Annotated in this window: 8 protein-coding genes; 1 reads left to right on the forward strand and 7 read right to left on the reverse strand. The window is 73.0% G+C overall.

The features are described 5' to 3' along the window. Positions 1-159: 159 nt before the first annotated feature. Positions 160-1,197 carry an alcohol dehydrogenase catalytic domain-containing protein gene (locus FMEAI12_RS22475; RefSeq protein WP_200835382.1) on the reverse strand — a complete coding sequence of 346 codons (1,038 nt, stop codon included), beginning with the start codon at positions 1,195-1,197 and terminating at the stop codon, positions 160-162. Between the two features lie 381 nt (positions 1,198-1,578). Here FMEAI12_RS22475 and FMEAI12_RS22480 point away from each other — a divergent pair, with 381 nt between their 5' ends. Beyond that, complete coding sequence (locus tag FMEAI12_RS22480) at positions 1,579-2,133, forward strand: hypothetical protein (protein ID WP_112107738.1); 555 nt, start codon at positions 1,579-1,581, stop codon at positions 2,131-2,133. Between the two features lie 64 nt (positions 2,134-2,197). Here FMEAI12_RS22480 and FMEAI12_RS22485 read toward each other — a convergent pair whose 3' ends face one another. From FMEAI12_RS22485 to FMEAI12_RS22510, 6 genes are all read right to left on the reverse strand, one after another. Then, positions 2,198-3,568: an aldehyde dehydrogenase family protein gene (locus tag FMEAI12_RS22485; RefSeq protein WP_112107739.1), complete on the reverse strand. Its 1,371-nt coding sequence runs from the start codon at positions 3,566-3,568 to the stop codon at positions 2,198-2,200. Then, a complete protein-coding gene (locus FMEAI12_RS22490; RefSeq protein ID WP_112107760.1) occupies positions 3,568-4,686 on the reverse strand; it encodes an AMP-binding protein in 1,119 nt (372 codons plus the stop codon). Before FMEAI12_RS22490 ends, FMEAI12_RS22485 begins: the two co-directional genes overlap by 1 nt. An 80-nt stretch (positions 4,687-4,766) precedes the next feature. Continuing rightward, positions 4,767-7,277 carry a diguanylate cyclase gene (locus FMEAI12_RS22495; RefSeq protein ID WP_112107740.1) on the reverse strand — a complete coding sequence of 837 codons (2,511 nt, stop codon included), beginning with the start codon at positions 7,275-7,277 and terminating at the stop codon, positions 4,767-4,769. Positions 7,278-7,393: 116 nt separating this feature from the next. Continuing rightward, positions 7,394-8,335, reverse strand: coding sequence for an SDR family NAD(P)-dependent oxidoreductase (locus FMEAI12_RS22500; RefSeq protein ID WP_112107741.1), 942 nt, complete (start codon positions 8,333-8,335; stop codon positions 7,394-7,396). 138 nt (positions 8,336-8,473) lie between these two features. Next, positions 8,474-13,534, reverse strand: a complete 5,061-nt coding sequence (locus FMEAI12_RS22505) for a DEAD/DEAH box helicase (protein WP_112107742.1) — start codon at positions 13,532-13,534, stop codon at positions 8,474-8,476. Continuing rightward, complete coding sequence (locus FMEAI12_RS22510; protein ID WP_146776753.1) at positions 13,531-17,271, reverse strand: hypothetical protein; 3,741 nt, start codon at positions 17,269-17,271, stop codon at positions 13,531-13,533. The genes FMEAI12_RS22505 and FMEAI12_RS22510 overlap by 4 nt, the downstream gene beginning before the upstream one ends. Positions 17,272-17,323: the final 52 nt, after the last annotated feature.

The raw sequence follows: 17,323 nt of genomic DNA on the forward strand, positions 1-17,323 counted from the left end.
AGGAACCACTGTCGGGCGGTGGAGTACCCGACTCCGTTCGCCGCAGCCCACTCCTTGAGGTTCACACCACCACCATACAGCGCTATCTGACACCATCCAGCGCTAACACGACAGCAGATTTCACCCCCCGGTGGCGTGGCGGCCGGCCCCGGGCGGCCGCTACGGGCGGACGAGGACCTTGAGGACCTTGCGGTCGTCCATCGCGCGGTAGCCGGCGGGGACGCCCTCGAGGGAGACGGTGCGGTCGAAGACCTTGCCGGGCTCGACCTCCCCGTCGAGGACGGCGGGCAGCAGCGTCTCGATGTAGGCCCGGACAGGCGCCGGGCCCCCGGTGAGGGTGATGTTGCGGCCGAAGAGGCTGGGGAAGCCGATCGGCGCGTCGGCGTACTGGGGCACGCCGACCCGGCTGATCACGCCACCCGGCCGGACCACACCGAGGGCCTGGTCGTAGGCGGCCCGGTAGCCGACGGCCTCGAGTACCGCGTGGCTGCCGTCGCCGCCGGTGAGCTCCCGCACCCGGGCGACGCCCTCCTCGCCGCGCTCGGCGACGACGTCCGTCGCGCCGAACTCGAGGCCGAGGTCGGCGCGGGCCTTGTGCCGCCCCATCAGGATGATCCGCTCCGCGCCGAGCCGGCGGGCCGAGAGCACCGCCATCAGCCCGACCGCGCCGTCACCGATGACGGTGACCGTGGTGCGCGGGTTCACGCCGGCCCGGACGGCAGCGTGGTAGCCGGTTCCGAACACGTCCGAGAGGGTCAGCAGGGACGGCAGGAGGGCGGAGTCCTCGGCCACCGGGACCTTCACCAGGGTGCCGTCGGCCTGCGGGACGCGTATCGCCTCGGCCTGGCCGCCGCCGACGCCGCCGGCCGCGAAGAACCCGCCGGTGCGGCACGAGGTGTGCAGGCCCTCGCGGCAGAACTCGCAGGTGCCGTCCGACCAGGCGAACGGGGCGATGACGAGGTCGCCGGCGCGCAGCGTCGACACCTCGCCGCCGACCTCCTCGACGACGCCGATGAACTCGTGGCCCATCGGGACGCCCGCCGGGGTTGCCACCAGGCTGTGATACGGGTGCAGGTCGCTGCCGCAGATACACGCCAGCACGACGCGCACCAGCGCGTCGGTCGGCTGCTCCAGCGCCGGGTCGCCGACGTCGGCGATCCGCACGTCGCCGGCGCCGTACATGTATGTCGCTCGCATGGGTCTCTTCCGAGGTGCTTGTCGAGGGGGTGGCCGCCCCGGCGGGGCTGACCCGTGGCCCGCCCTCGAGGGGCGTGCGCACCGCGCCGCGCGCCTGCGCGCCGCGTGCTGCGTGCTGCGTGCTGCGTGCTGCGTGCTTCCAGCGAACAGGCTGGCACGCGCGGGTGGGAGTCCCTGCCCGACCAAGCACTGGCAGAACCCCCCACGCCGGCTCTACCCGGCGGCGACGGCCAACGGTATTCCGCGGCGCCGCCTATCGGTTTGACCGACATGCGAACAGTACGATCCATACTCCATTTGCCACCCTTCTTCGACCCCACTAGGCTGGTGTCCGGAAACACCCGGACGATGGGCGTCCGAACACGAAGAGGGGTCTTTCTGATGGCACGCGAAGTAATATCGCTCATCAACGTCTGGTGCGACAACGTCGGGAACCACGGTACGGAGAGGATCGCTGCCACCAGGACCGCGGTGCTCGCCTACGACGGCAGGCTGGTGCGGCTCGACGTGTGCGACGAATGCCGCGACGAAATAGCGTCCGTGCTCGGCGAGTACGCGGAGTACGGCGAGACGGTGGCCATCGCCCGAACGGCCAAGATAGACACGGCGTGGACGGACGTGGAGAAGAACGACGCTATTGCGCCACCGGCGCCGGAGAGCGCTCCGAAACGCCCGGTGCCGGCCCGCTCCCGGCCACGCCGCCCGCACCAGACGGCGTCCGCGACCGACGTCCGCGCGTGGCTGAGGGAACACGCCGAAGACCACGGGCTGACCCTGCCCGAGCGGGGCTCGCGCCTGACCGCCGAGCTCAACGCCGCCTACGACCGGGGCCACGGCTGGGCCGACACGGACGGTACCTGGCGCCCGGTCGCCGACGCGCCCGCTGACGCGCCCGACGAGGTGCCGGCGACGGCCCGGGAGACGGTCCCCGGGTGACCCCGCCGGCCAGGCCGACCGCACCGGCCCCGGCGACCGCGCCGGCCCCGCGGGCGACCCCGGCTCAGTCACGGATCATGCCCTTCGTCCGCATGAGGAACTCGCCGAGATAGCGGTCATGCGGGATGCCCGGCCGGATCCAGTAGGTCGGGTGGTCGCCGATGTAGACATTGCTGATCGTCGGCTCCGCGACCAGCTCGTCCAGGAGCGCGTCGTCCGCGGTGATCGCGGTGAGGACGAGGGAGCCCCGCACCGGCCCGACGCCGTCCTCGCGGGACCACGGCGCCATCCACACGCAGGGGAAAGGCAGCTCGATGCCGGCCTGGGGCGCGTCCGACCTGTCCAGCTGGAGCACCGCCGGGCGCAGGGCGGCGCTGCCGTCGCCCAGCTCGTCGGCCACGCCGTCGCCGCCCAGCAGCATCCGCGCGTCGCCGGCGTGGTCGAGCAGGTAGCGCTCGACGGCGTGGGCGGCCGCGGCGCCCCGCACCGGCAGGACGGCCTTCTCTTCCTCCGGCTGCAGCGTCGGAATGGCCGCCAGCCGCTCGGCGAGGGCCGCGGCGACCGGCGCCGGGTCGCCGGCGACGAACACGGCGGTGGTGTTGACGCAGGCGGCCCCGCCCTCGTGGCTGACGGAGTCGACGACGACGTCCAGGTGGGAGCGCCAGTCCGGGTCGTCGAGCAGGATCTTGGTCCGGCCCGGGCCCTGCGTGAGCACCCGCGGGTCCCGGCCGTACCTGGCGACGACGTCGTCCCCGCCGTAGGCCATCGCCAGCTCCGCACCGTCGATGATCTCGTCGGCGACCCGGTGGTCGGTGGGCAGCAGCAGCACCGAGTCGTCGGGGAAGCCGGCCTCGCGCAGGGCGAGGATCAGCCGGTGCGGGGTGAACGGCTCGCGCCGCGACGGCCGGACGGCCACCCGGTAGCCGAGCGCGAGTGCCTCCAGCCACAGCGAGTGCACCGCGGGATGGTTGCCCGCCGCGTGCACCGCGAAGACGTTCCCGCGCCGGGTCCACAGCGCCCGCCCCTGCCTGGTCAGCGGGTCGTGCCAGTCGTCGACGGCCGCGGCCGGCCGGGCGGCGTCGGCCGAGGCGTACGCCTCCTGGGCGGCGAGCGCGACCGCGTCGGTCGCGGCCCGCACGACGGAGATCGGCAGGCCGCACACCCTGGTGACCGTGTGCTCGTACTCGTCGCGGGACATCCCGTCGATGACCCCGGTGGCGAAGATCTGGCCGGCGTGGGCGAGCGCGGCGGCGCGGCGGTCGGCGGTCAGGGTGTCGGCCCGGTGCAGGGCGGCCATCCCGCGCCGCACGAACAGGCTCGGTACCAGGCTCAGCTCGGCGACGGGCCGCCCGGTGACGTCGGGGATCGTCTCCCGGTTGCGGGCCCGGTACGGGCCGGCGGGGCCGAGCGCGTCGAGATCGATCAGGCCGGCCATCAGTAGACCCCCTCGATGAGCGGCTCGTCGTCGAAGACCGCCACCGGGCCGACGTCGGCGACCGAGTCCCCCATCTGCCCGGGCGGCGGTTCGATCCGGGTCGCCAGGTCGCGTTCGAGGTTGTTGGGCAGCAGGGCGTTCCTGCTGATGTGGTGCATGATCACCTGGCCGCGCTCGCCGTACCCGACCGGACGGCGGGTCTGCGGGTCGACGACCTCGAACGAGATGTACGGCGAGTACGGGTCGAAGACGCACGGGTCGTCGGCGGTCAGGCCGAGCCGCTCGTGCGCCGCGCCGAGCACCATCGTGCTGCCGTACACGCCGTAGATCTGGATCTCGGGGAAGACCTCGTCCCGGAGGATCGACCGGGTGTCGGCGTCCATGTGCGCGCCACCCCAGGTGATCACCCGCACGTGTTCGTTGACGAGTTTCACGAGGTCGTCGCGGCGCGCGAGCCGTTCCAGCAGCGGCGGCGTCGTCACGAGCACCCCGATGTCCTGGGTTTCGAGGATGCGCCCGGCCTGGTCGATCACGTGCTCGGCGTAGCGTTCGGCCTCCTCGGGACGGCCGTCCGCGAGCACCTTGCGGACCCAGCGCGGATCGAGGTCGACGGTGAAACGGACCGAGCCGCGCTGCCGTGCCTGCCGGCCGACGAACTCGCCGAACACGTGCGGGCCGCTCGGCGCCACGGACAGCCAGCCGACGCCGTTGGGGACACCGCGCCGGTCGCTGAGGTCCTGCGAGTTCGCCACCAGGCGCCGCATCCAGTCCTCCAGGATGACCACCCGCTTGGGCGCCCCGGTCGTCCCACCGCTCTCGTAGACGCCGACCACGTCCGGGTCGGGCCCGTAGCCGCGCGGGATGAGATCCTGCACCCGGACGTCGCGGAGCTGGTTCACAACGTTGGGGAAGCGCGCGAGATCGGCGAACGTGCGCACGTCGCGGCGCGGGTCGAAATCGAAGGTCTCCGCCGTCCGCAGCCAGAACGGCGATCCCGTCTCCGGCGAGAAATGCCAGCGCATGGCCGCCTGGATGAGCGCGTCCGGTTCCGGCTCGGCCCCGAAGGGGGCGTCCAGCACAGGATCGGGCTCCAGCACAGGATCGGAACGATGCGACATTCTGTCCTCCTCCAGCACGCTTGATGCGATTTCCCGGGCCGATCGCCGGCCGGGCGGCGGGCCGCGACGAGCGCTGGCCGTCACGGCGATCGGCACCGGTCGGCGTGACGGAGATCGGCATGCCGGGGATCGGCGTGATCGGCTGCGTCGGCGTGCGGGAGCGGGCTTGGCAGGAGGGCACGACCGCAGGGATCACCGAAGGCCAGCCGGCAGCCGCGTTCCCGCAGGCGGGCCGCGGTGGCCGGGCCGTCCACCCCGTCGGCGACCACGGTGATGCCGAGACCGATCAGGGTCGCGAGGCCGGTGCGGGCGAGGGCCGCGGCCGGATCATCGCGGCCGGGGGCCGTCCAGGTCGCGGTGAGGTCGGAATGGACGGTGACGATGTCCACCGGGGCACTGCCGAGAATGCCGATGGCGGCGTCGATCAGGGTGTCCGGTGCCCCGATCTCGGCGAGCCCGATCCGGACCCCGCTGGCGCGGACGCGGCTGACCACGTCACCGAAGTCGGCCGGGCCTGCGGCGCGCGGGGTGGGGCGGATCTGGAGGACGAGGCCGGCGGGCGGCAGGTCCGCCGCCCGCAGCGCGGCGGCGACGTCGTCGACGAGGGTCGGCTGGCCGGCCCGGCGGGCGGAGATCGTGACGTGCACGGGCAGCGGACGGCCCGACCCGTCCGCACGGCAGGCGGCGCGCAGCAGGATCCGGTCCAGGGCCGGCACCAGGCCGAGGGCATCGTCGGCGGGGAGCGGCCGGGTGGCGCCGAGGTCGGGATGTGCCCAGGCGAGACGCGCCTCGTGGGCTACCGGGGTGGCGGTGGTGAGGTCGATGATGGGCCGGTAGATCACGGCGAGCCGGCCGTCGGCGGGCTCACCGCGGGCCGCGGCGTCGAGCGCGGCCCGCAGCGCGGAGCCCGAGCGCGGCACGGCGAGATCGGGGGTGTAGACCGTCTGCCGCCCGTCCCCCTGGGCTTTCGCCGCGTACATGGCCAGGTCGGCGCGGTGCAGCAGGGCGTCCGCGGTGACGGGCCCGGTGGCCGGGTCGACGACGACGAGGCCGGTGCTGGCCGCGACGGTGAACGTGGTGTCGGCGAGCCGGATCGGCGCCCGCACCGCGGCGGCGAGCCGCCGCCCGACCGATCCGGGGTCCTCGGCGTCGGCGTCCAGCAGGATCGCGAACTCGTCCCCGCCGAGCCGGGCGACCGTGTCCGCCGGCCGCACGCACCCGGCCAGCCGACGGGCGGTCACCCGCAGCAGGTCGTCGCCGGCGGCGTGCCCGAACTCGTCGTTGACCCGCTTGAATCCGTCCAGGTCGCAGAACAGCACCGCGAGACGTCCGGCGCCCAGGTCACGCCGGCGCAGCGCCGAGTCGAGCCGTTCGGTGAACAGGGCGCGGTTCGCGAGCCCGGTGAGCGGGTCGTGGAACGCCTGGTAGTGCAGCTGGCGCTGCTTCTCCTCCACCTGGCCGAGCAGACGGATGTTGTCGCTCATCGTGGTCATCTGCCGGAGCAGCGCGATCAGCAGCAGGGCGAGCAGCGCCCAGATCTCCTCCTGCTGGGCGATGTCCTCCCGGGAGAGTTCGAGCAGCGTCGCGACGCCGGCCGCGGTCAGCGGCAGGTACGGCAGCATGGCGTGCCACCGCCGGCGCCGCGAGGGGACGAACGTGTCACCGCTCCCGTCCACGGCGGCGCGCCCCGGCCGGGACGTCTCCGGCGCCAGCGCCGCCAGCCCGACCAGCAGCGGCCCGGCGATCAGCAGCAGGTCCAGCAGCCGCGGGACGTCCGTCCCACCACGGACGACCACCGCCATGTAACTGGCGATCGAGGCGGTGACGGTGAGCAGCCCCATGATCAGCAGGCTCAGGCCACCACCGGAGCGCGGCTGGCGGAACACCACGACCAGGATCACCACCACGGCGATGATCAGGGTGTTGGCGGACAGGACGATCGAGTAGATGGGCCCGTCACCCAGCGGCCCCCACGCCGCGATCGCGTCCTCGAGGATGGTGATCCAGGCCAGCAGCGTCACCGCGCCGGCCACGATCAGACCGTCCATGATCGTGATCACGTACCAGCGGCGGTCGCGGCCCCGCCCCGGCGGCCGCAGCGACAGGTCGAACGGGTCGGTCGGGTAGCACAGCACTCCGGCCAGCCCGAACGCCTGCGGGATCAGATAGGCGAGCGAGGACGCGTCCTGCCGCGGGACCGGTGGCCCGCGGCTGGCCATGGCCGGGAACATCTCCGCCGCGCCGGCGCCGATGCCCAGCACCATCCCCGCGACCAGCAGCCGCCACGCGCGTTCCGCGCCGCGCCGGCGCAGGCCCGTCACCACGCAGGTCCCGCCGCCCAGCAGCAGACAGAAGATCATGATCAGGCGGACGGTGAGAAGTGCCGGCCGGGCCGGCAGGGCGACCGCGACGACCGCCGATCCGACGACCAGCAGCGCGCTGATCACCACCGCCGGCCAGAAGTAGCCGCTGCCGGCCGCCTGGCGCGGTACCGTCCGCGGTTGATCGACTGGCGGCGCGGACGGGTCGACCATCACGTTCACCGCCTTCAGGCGGGCCGCGGCCAGCGCCGTCGCCGGGCCGCGGCCCATCCCCCTCCTCTTGCCCCGGGCCGGGCGGGGATATCCGGATGGCTACGGAAAGCAACCAGGAGTAGACGCCCTGGCGCGGCGGCCGCCCGCGGACCGCCCGCGGACCGCCTAGGTTCTCAGGCGAGCGTGTCGACGGTGACGTCCCAGAGCCGGGCCGCGGCCTCGGGGTCGAGGGCGTAGGCGGCCACACCGCCCCGGACACCCGGAGTGTTCGGGAGCGCCTCGTTGCAGTCCTCGAAGTACCGGCCGCCGATCCCGTCCAGCAGCGGCGAGGTCGCGAGCAGCACCGAGGTCGCGGCGCCCTGCTCGACGGATTTCCAGACCAGAGCCGGGGCGTTGATCTGGCCACGGAGCCGGTCGAGATCCTCGGTGCTGATGTGGCGCTGCAGCCTGGTGGCGATCGCCCCCGGCATCAGCGCGTTCACGGTGATGCCGTCGTCGGCCCAGCGCCTGGTCGCCTCGACCGCGAACAGCACGTTCGCGGTCTTGGACTGGCCGTACGCCGCCCACGGCTCGTAGGCGCGCTCCCGGAAGTGGATGTCGGAGAAGAACACCGGCGATCGCAGGTGCCCGCTCGAGCTGACCGACACCACCCGCGCGCCCCCGGCCGCCGCCAGCGCGCCGCGCAGGCCGGAGGCCACCGCGAAATGACCGAGGTGGTTGGTCGCGAACTGCAGCTCCCAGCCTTCCGGCGTGCGCAGCTCGGGCGTGGCCATCACACCGGCGTTGTTCACCAGGATGTGCAGCGGGCCGTCCCAGCCGGCGACGAACGCGGCGACCGACGCCCGGTCGGCGAGATCCAGCGGCGCCACATGGATCTCCTTGTTGTCCGTGGCGGCGACGATCTCGTCGGCGGTCCGCCGGCCCGCCTCGACATCGCGGACGGCAAGGGTGACCTCGGCGCCCGCCCCGGCCAGCGCCCGGGCCGTCTCGACCCCGATGCCGGACGACGCGCCGGTCACCACGACGCGGCGGCCACCGAGATCGATCCCGGCCACGACCTCGGCAGCGGTGCACTCGGCGGTGAACGGTGTGGTGATCCGCCCGGACGTCGCCATGACCTCTCCATCCCCGGGTGATCCGGCCGTGCGGCACTCACCCGATCCGCTCCGATGGAGCCCCCGCGGGACTCCCGCTACTGCCATCTACCAGACGGCCTGCCTCAACACCCACCGCCGGCACCCGGGGGTACGACGCTAGACCGCGACGGCCACCACCATGGTCCTGGCCGGGTCGTCATGCACAGACCCGCCGTGCGACGGGCTGACGATCACCCCGGTGATCTCCCGGTCCTCACGGACCAGGGTGAGCCTGCCGACGACGTAGGTGCCCCTGCTGTCCCGGGCGAGCACGACTCGACCGTCCCAGAGATCGATCTGGCCAGGTGCCACGACCTCGAACACCTCTCCGGGGGCTTCTGCGAGGCGGAACCGTTCGTCGTGGCCCGCGAGCTCCGCCGGCGTGAAGGCCGCCAGATCCAGCGAAGTGATCTCACGCGCCGCCGCGTACCGGTCCGCCCGGCCGATGTCCGGCTCACCGAGCAGCCGCTGCAGGACGTCGAGAGCGGCACCGCGGCGCAGGATCTCGTGGTGACGTTCGTTGCGGAAAACGCGTAGGCAGCGGTGGCAGCTGGTCTCCGGGCCGCACTCGCAGTCACGGACCCGCGCAAGCGCCGCCGGCAACACCAGGTCCAACGCGTCGGCGATCCGGCGCACATTGCCGGCGCCACCCGGCACCGTGTCGTAGATCATCATCGAGGTCGAGCCGAACCGGTTGAGGAACAGGGTGCCGTCGATGTCGTCGCGCGCGATCTCCAGGGCCACCGAGGCGCCTTCCGCCAGGGCGTACAGCACCGACCGCCACACCATGTCGTCGGCGCCCACCGCCGCCTGGCCGTCGAAGGCGATCTCCAGGACGTCCGTCTGGTACTTGTGCGCGAGCGAAAGGGCCTCGAGCGGGCCGGTGCAGCTCTGCCCCGTTGTCGGCTGGTGGTGCTCTCTGACACTGGCGGCGGCCACCGGACGGCCGTAGCCGCACCACTTGCAGATCAGGTAGCCGGACCCGGCCGGGCCGTCGTTGAGGCTCACCAGCTCGCCGCGTGCGCCAGCCCGCGCGTAGACGGTCCCACCAGGCTTCTCGACCTTGTACTCCTCGATCTCCGCCCCGGGCGAGACGACATGGGTGCCGCCGTGCCAGGACCGCCGCGGCGGGCTGGCACCGGGCCGGCCCGGTTTACGTTCCGCGACGAACCCGTAGACCGGCAGGGCGTAGCGCCGTGGCGCGCCGACGAGAGGTGTCCCGCACCGCGGGCAGACGGGATCCAGCTCCGCGATGCTGTCGCGGAAATGCCCACAACCGGCGCAGATCGTGTAGTTGAGCCGTTCCAGCTCACGGTTCGGCAGCCGGTACACACCACCGGAGCGCCACAGCAGCCCACCGGCGACGATCTCCGCCGCCGGCGCGTACTCGTAGACGGCGGTCGTCAGGTCCCGCGACAGTTCGATCTTGCTCGCCGTCGGCGTGCCGATGTGAGAGACCCGCAGCTCGACCGTGTCCACCGGGAATCCGTACTTCGGCAGCACGTTGCGGTTCGCGAGCAGACCGATCAGATCGCGCTCCTCCAGCGTCCTGATCACACGCCCGTAGGTCCCGGCGAGGGAGTCCCTGCGGTTCTCGTACGCCTCCTTCCGCATCCGCTCGTACGTCTCGATGTCCGCGGTGTACTCGGCCAGCACGTCGACCAGCAACCCGTCCAGCTCGCCGACCCAGGTCCCGTCCGTGATGCCGAGCTCGTCACGCTCGGCCGCCGACGGGATGATCGCGGCCAGCGAGTCCGCGACCGCAGCCGGCAACGGACGCAGGAAAGGGGCCACGAGCGTCGCGGGCGCGAGCCCGGTGGTGTCCGGCGAGAAGAACTCACCGGCCTTGCGCCAGACGGCGCCGAAGGTGTCGAACTGATACCGGAAGAACGCGGACAACGCGACGGAGTGGAGGTGCCGACGGTCGATGCGCGGGTTGCCGAGCGGCACCAGCGGCGCGCGCACCTTCCCCGCGACCATGTTCTCCGGTTCGGCGAACCGGGCCAGGTCGTGCGAGCGACGCTGGGCGTAGGTGAGTACGAGCGCGGCCGAGTCGGTACGCCGGCCCGCCCGGCCGGCCCGCTGTACGTAGTTGGCCGTTGTCGGCGGCATGTTGCGAAGAACGACCGTCTGTAGCTCGCCGACGTCCACACCGAGCTCGAAGGTCGTGGAGCAGGACAGCGCGTTGACCCGGCCGGCGACGAAATCCTGCTGGATCTCCGCGGCCCGATCGCTGCGCCACTGCGCGGTGTGCTCCATGACCTTCAGTGGCACCGGGTCCATCGTCCGGTACAGCGTCCGGTAATGGTGCTCGTCCGCGGCCGGCAGGTGCCACTCGGTCAGCTCGCCGGCACAGTTCATGGTGGGGCAGACCCCGGCCACGTTCACCGCGGTGATCGTGCGGCATCGCCCGCACTCCCACATCCGCTCATCCGGGGTGACCAGACGCGGCGTCAGGCGCTCGTGGTTGAGCTGGTAGACCACGCCAAGGCCCGGCTTGTTGACGGCGACGAGCCACCGGTCCCGGGGGTCGGTCACCCTCGGGTCGTTCACCAGCATCTTCCACAGGCCGTCGAGGAGCTGGACGGGGTCGTCGCCCCGACCCAGCACCGCGAGCACCCGGCGCAGGTAGTCGACCCGCCGATTCATGCCACGGGTCGGCAGCCAGCTCAGGACCTTCCGCTGGCGTTCCGCGCCCGTGCTGCGCAGATAGATCGGCCCCCTGCGTGGCTCGAACACCTCGTCGCTCGGGTCGACGTCCTCCGGAGCGCTGACCGCGCCCTGGCGACGCACTGTCCGCAGCAGCTCCTCCACCAGGCCCCAGGCCTGCTCGGTGGTCAGGCCCAGGTCGAGCAACGGCCGCGGTGGCGCCCAGCCGGGGTCCCGGTCCAGTGCCCAGCGCAGCAGGCCGATTCCTTCCAGGGACATCCGTTCGTCGAAGCTGAGCAGCTCCTGCTGGGCCCACAGGTCGACGGCCCGGACCTTCTCCTGTTTTGAGAGACGGCGTTCGAACACCCCGGCACGGGTCGCCGCCCGGACCGAGTGGTGGAGGAGGTCGCCCCGCCTGACGTCCGCATCACCGTCGTCATCACCGTCGTCGACGGCTTCCCCGGTGGCGGCCACGAGGCCCTGATAGAGGATCCGCCGGTGCTCCGCGCTCGCATAGGAGTCCTCGAGGTAGGGCGCGAAGTAGGCGGCCGACTGGCGGCTGTCGCTGAAGAACAGGATCTTGCGTCCGCCACCCGGCAGCGCCGCCTGTTCCGTGTCGTCCATCGGCGGCAGCAGCTGGTACAGGGATGTCGCGAGTACCGACACCGCGGCGTCGTTGCCGCTCTCGAAGGACCGGATCAGCCGGCCGCCCCGGCCGCCGCAGCTCAGGCAGTGACCGAGTTCGCCGCCACCCGTCTTCGGCCTCATCAGCCGGACGGGACGGGCTGGCGCCCCGCCGCAGGCCGGGTCCGCGCAGGTGGCCGCGCTGCCAGGGCGATAGCAGCCGGAGCGGGTGCACAGCGTCCCCTGAACGGAGTCCCCCTTCCCGGCCGCGCCGGACCGGGTCTCCTCCAGGATCTCGTCGTCCTCGTCGCCGCCGCCAGCCATGGCATCGTCCATCGCGAGCCACACCTGGTGGGCGTCGTCCATGCCACGCCGGGAACGGAACACCGCCTTGGGCCCGACCCTCTCGAGCACCCCGGGCAGATAGACCGCCCCGCAGCGCCGGCAGGCCGCGAACTCGAAGGCCGCGGCGGCGCAGTGCTCGCAACGCTCCCGCCGGGTGAGCGTGACATGCGGCCCGGACTCCGCGAAGCAGGTGAACGCCCCCTCGGTGGCGCGGGCGAACAGGTGGAAGCGGGTGGACAGGACAGGGGTGCCGGCGGCGGTCCTGGTGGCGTTGGCGAGTTGGACGAGTGCCGTGGCCCGGTCGGCGGCAGCGTGTGCCGGTGCCTCCGGGAACAGCTCGGTGGCGAGGTCACCGAGCGGCGCCGGCCCCTCGGTGAGCCGTTCCCGCAGCTGGCGCAGCCGGCTCTCCGTCGCCAGTGCCTCACCGGCGTCGTCCCCCTGATAGCCGTGGCCGCGGGCGGCGGCGAGGACCGCGGCCCGCGCCTCGCCGGAACCAAGCAGCGCCGAGTAGTCCTCCCCGGCGAGCGGGCCCCAGGCGGGCCCGTCAGGAGCCGGCACCCGTTCCGAGACGACGAGGTCCTGGCGGTCCGGGTCGCCGTCGGCATAGTCGAACGGCGCGCTGAACAGCGTCTCGGCGAACCGTGTCACCGCGTGGGGATCGGCGCCGACCGTGGCGCTCGTCGCGATGCAGCGCAGGTTGGCGACATCGACCGGGTCGATGACCCGGTCGCGCAGCCGGCGCAGCAGCATCGCGAGCTCGGCGCCACGGGTGCCGTCGTACACGTGCGCCTCGTCGACGACCAGAAACCGCCAGTTACCCCCGTGCTCGCCCTGGAACAGCGCGATGTCCAACGGCCGCAGCAACAGGTATTCGAGCATCGCGTAGTTGGTGAGCAGCAGGTGCGGTGGCGTGGCGCGCATCTGCTCCCGGCTGAGCAGCTCGTTGGGCAGCATCGGCTCGCCCGGGTTCTGCGCGGCGAACTTCGCCTGCGCGTCCCTGGTGCTTTCCTGCGTCTCTCCGGTGTAGCGGCCGAAGGTGATGTCGGGTTCGTCCGCGAGCAGCTCCCGCAGCCGCTTCATCTGGTCGTTGGCGAGGGCGTTCATCGGGTAGAGCAGCAGTGCCCGCACCCCTGGGCCGAGCGTGCCGCGGGCACGCTGCGCGGACAGCTCGTTGAGGATCGGGAGCAGGAAGCTCTCCGTCTTGCCCGAGCCCGTACCGGTGGCGACGATCAGGTTGCGGCCCCGCGCGACCTTGCGGACGGCCTGCTCCTGGTGCCGGTACAACGGCCGGTCCACCGGCACCCGGATGCGTCCACCGACCAGGTCCGGATGCACGACACCTTCGGCGGCGAGCTGCCGCAGGGACGCACCGGTCCAGTACGGCGGGGTCGCCTCCACCAGCGGTCCCCGGGTGATGCCGGTGCCCACCGCCTCGCCGATGGCCGCGTGCAACGCCGCTGCCAGCCGCGGGTCACGGGGCACGATCAGACTGCGCAGGTACCGCTGGTACGTGTCGACGATCGCCTCGCTGGCGCTCAGCGGGTCGAGCCGGCTGGTCATCGGTCACCCTTCAGTTCCCGGGGCAGGTTGGTCGTCTGACAAGCAGTCGCCTGACGAGCGTTGGTCGTCTGACGAGCGGACGGAATGCCCGCGGACGGCACTGCGGGACGCCGCGGCGCGGCGCCCCGCAGGAGCAGCTCGGCGAGCAGCACATCGATGGTCACCAGGTCGGGGGCATGCCGGGCCAGCGCCGTGTGGGCGGGCAGGAGCGCCTGGTAGACCTTGAGCGACCGATCACGATCATCGCTCCTGGCCGCCTGCCGGGCGAGCCCGGCCAGCCCCAGGGACACCGCGGGCAGCAGCAACCAGCGCGGCGCGTCGGCGTCCCGACGGGCCGCGATCGCCGCCTCCAGCGCTGACGGCACCTCGGCGAGCGTGAGCGCCGCGAGCACCCTGCGCAGGGTGACGTCCGCCGTCCGGGCGAGGTCCCTGATCTCCTCCTGGTTACGCGCGTCGAACAGCCGGCGGGCGGCTACGGCCCTGGTGTCGGCGTCGAGCAACGCTCCCGGGACCACGCCACTGGCGCGCCAGACGTTCTCCAGCTGATCGGGGGGCAGTTGAGCGAACCGCGCGACGGCCGCGTCGAAGCGGCCGGCGGTCCGATGCGGGTCGGAGCCGCCGTCGAGCACGACCAGCGCCACCTCACCCGCAACGGAGCCGAGGCGATCCCGCTGCGCCTCGCGGCGCTGCTCCCGCTCCGTCTGGCGGGCCGCCCATCCTGGGTCGAATCGACGCGGGTCCGGTGAACCCGGCCGTCCCTGGACGCCCCGTGGTCCGCTCGCGGCCCGCAGATGGACGGCGCCGGCCAGGATCGCGGCCAGCGGGCTCGCGGACCAGAGGGCACGCTCGTCGTCGGCCGACAGACGGCTCCCGAGCGGCAACGCGGCCAGGCCGGCCTGCACCAGCGGAGCGACGGACGCCGTCGCGTCGACGCGGGCCGTGAGCGGCGCCGCGAGCGCGTCGGACGGGTGGGCCGCGAGCAGCGCCGCCGCGACGGGCCGGCCGTCCCGGGGCAGCCCGCGCCGCCGCAGGTCCTCGGCGACCCCGTACAGCCGCAGGGCGGCGACCGCGCCACCCGCGGACCGGGGCTGCCCGCCTCGGCCCGCCAGGCAGGCGGACAGTTCGGTCTCGACGGCCACCGGCCCGCTCGGGTCCGCCGGCGCCCGCCACAGCCGATCACGCAGGAGATAGACGTCCTCGTAGTCGCGAGGGTCGGGCCAGTCCGGCCAGTCGACCGGCACCCAGGGGTCGTCGAGGCGGAGCACCACCAGCAACGGGCCGGCGTCGCGCAGCTCGGCCGGGAGCGGACCGCTGCACCCGGCCTCGTCCAGCGTCACCAGTACGGGCGGACGCCACGGGGCGTAGAGCTGATAGCAGCCGGCCACGACGCCGCCGACGCCGGGAAAGCCCTGCGTGCTCAGGACCTCCGCGCCCTCCGTGGGGATGATCTCGATGCCGGTGGCGAGCCGGCGCGGTGCGTAGCGGATGACGGGGATCCGCAGACCGCTCAGATCGACCTCGACGACCGCCCGCCGGTACCGGGCGACGGTGTCGGCCAGCCGGGTGAGGTCGAACCGGGCCACGGTCGTCTGCCGGTCGCGGGTTCGCGGGATCCGCTGCAGCTCCTGGTCACCGGCGCTGACAACCAGCTCGGCGGGCACGGCCGCGGGTAGCTGGACCAGCAGCTCGCCACGGCCGTCGGTCTCCGCGTGCAGCCGCAGCGGCTGATACGACCAGGTGTTCCGGGCTCCGGGGACGACCCGCCGCAGGGCCATGTACGGCGCGCCGGCGAGCAGCTGCCGGCTGTGGCCGTGGGCCGAGGCGGTCACCCGGGCGGTGATCTCGTGGCGGCCCAGCGAGACCCGCGCCGGCGAGACACCGGGCCCTCCGCCTCCGGCCGGGCCTGCCTGCGCGTCGGTGCCGAGCTGGAGGGTCAGCCCGGCTGGCACCAGCCCGGCCAGGCTCATCTCGCGCCACGGCGGGTCGCTGCGCACGACCAGCCCTTCGGCGATCTCGACGACCCGTGTCAGGCCACGGCCGAGCGGACCGCGCACGGTGACCTCATAGGCGCCGAGAAGCGGGCGGGGCAGGCCTTCCCACGGGTCGACCCAGCGGGTCGCGGACCGCTCCGGCCGGGCGGAACCAGCGCGAACGTCGTCGCCGGCGCCCGGGTCGATGAGGCCAACCGGGTCGACGACCGTATCGATGGCGCCAACCGTGACGTCCCTCGCGGCAAGGCTCTGGTGGGCGCCGGGACGGCGCACCCGGACGGCCCAGGTGACCGGCACGGTTTCGACGGGCAGCGAGAGGCGAGGCGGCGCGCCCAGGACAGGCGTTCCGAACACCGTCGTCACATTCCGGAGCGGGGACGGCAGCTCCAGATGGGCGCGACGGGCGGTGTGCACGAAGCGTTGCCGGCCGGCGTACCCGAGCGCCTGAACCCCGGTGAGGTCGACATGCCGCAACAGCCAGCCGCTCCACCCGTACGGAGGCGGCGCGTCCTCGAGCTCGGCCGGGGTCCCGCCGACCGCCTCGAGGTCACGCTCGCCGAGCTCCTTGGGATCGGGGTGGAGCAGCCACACCGGGCCCTGCGGCAGCGAGTCGGCCGGGCCGATCCGCATCCCGTCCTCGGTGAACACGAGCAGCGGGTCGTCCTTGTCGACCAGCGTGAGCTCGTAACGCGGAGACGAGTCGTCGAGGCGCACGTCGATCGACCGGACCGGCTGGTTCAGCGGCAGCACCGTCTCCGGGGCGGTCTCGGTGGTCCCCGGCCAGATCGACCGGGTGCGCACCCGGTTCACGACGGAGTCGGTGGTCACCGTCCAGACCGCGCGGCCGTCCGGCGCCTCACCGACCGGCGGCAGCCACAGCACGACCCCGTTGTTGTAGGGGTCGAGCCGCACCTGGGGGCGCCCAAGCCCGACCGGGCCGGCGGCAGGATCCGTACTGCCGCTGTCCCGGCTCGTGCTGTCACCGGCCCTGGCACGCGCGTCGCCATACCTGGGCGACGACTGCCGGGCCGCGGTCCGCAGGGCCGCCAGGTCGAGCTCGCCGAGGTTCGCGAGCCGCACCGCCTCGTCGACGATCCGGCGGGGCAGGGACAGCTCGGCCGGGTCCAGGTCCGGGCGGTCCGGCGACGCGAGCAGGTTGACGAGGTCGAGGCAGCGGTCCACGAAGTCGGCCGCGTAGTCGCCGCCCTGCCGCAGGAAGCGCAGCACCGGCTTGTCGACGCCGATCTGGTGTTCGGGCGCGGTCCTCGCCCAGGTCAGGACCTCCCGACCGGTCACGCCCGGCTCCGCCTGCTCGCGCCGGATCAGCATCCGCAGCAGGTCCGCGAGGCAGTACACCGGGACGCCGCTGTGCATGAGGATCTCGTCGACGTTGACCCTGGTCAGCCCGGAGAACCTCGCGAGCCCGAAGAGGTCGAGATTCCTGCGGAACGCGTCGGCCCACGCCTGCTGGTCATGCTGGGTCGCCCGAAAGCCTGCGGTATCCCACACGCCGGACCAGTAATTGCCCTGGTGGTAGTTCTGCGCGCCGATCCCCGCAAGCCCGATGATGAGCGCGGCCGGGAAGCGCACCTGCAGGAGGCGCCACGCGTCGTCAGGGGGCGCGTCCGGGTATAGCCGGCCGAGAGCGTGAAGGATTTCACGCACCTCCCGGTCCGGCACGTCCAGCTCCGTGACCAACGAGACGGCCCGCAGCTGCCGCCGCCAGCCCAGTTCGTTCTTGAGCAAGAGTTCCTTGCCGAACACCATCCACCGCCCCCGATAGATCAGATCGTGTGAC

It is taken from the genome of Parafrankia sp. Ea1.12, assembly GCF_900465275.1.
Classification (GTDB): domain Bacteria; phylum Actinomycetota; class Actinomycetes; order Frankiales; family Frankiaceae; genus Parafrankia; species Parafrankia soli.

Excerpts from the sequence above, each read along its gene's own strand:
- FMEAI12_RS22475 (WP_200835382.1), bottom strand. The coding sequence starts at position 1,197 with ATGCGAGCGACATACATGTACGGCGCCGGCGACGTGCGGATCGCCGAC.
- FMEAI12_RS22480 (WP_112107738.1), top strand. The coding sequence starts at position 1,579 with ATGGCACGCGAAGTAATATCGCTCATCAACGTCTGGTGCGACAACGTC.
- FMEAI12_RS22485 (WP_112107739.1), bottom strand. The coding sequence starts at position 3,568 with ATGGCCGGCCTGATCGATCTCGACGCGCTCGGCCCCGCCGGCCCGTAC.
- FMEAI12_RS22490 (WP_112107760.1), bottom strand. The coding sequence starts at position 4,686 with ATGTCGCATCGTTCCGATCCTGTGCTGGAGCCCGATCCTGTGCTGGAC.
- FMEAI12_RS22495 (WP_112107740.1), bottom strand. The coding sequence starts at position 7,277 with ATGGGCCGCGGCCCGGCGACGGCGCTGGCCGCGGCCCGCCTGAAGGCG.
- FMEAI12_RS22500 (WP_112107741.1), bottom strand. The coding sequence starts at position 8,335 with ATGGCGACGTCCGGGCGGATCACCACACCGTTCACCGCCGAGTGCACC.
- FMEAI12_RS22505 (WP_112107742.1), bottom strand. The coding sequence starts at position 13,534 with ATGACCAGCCGGCTCGACCCGCTGAGCGCCAGCGAGGCGATCGTCGAC.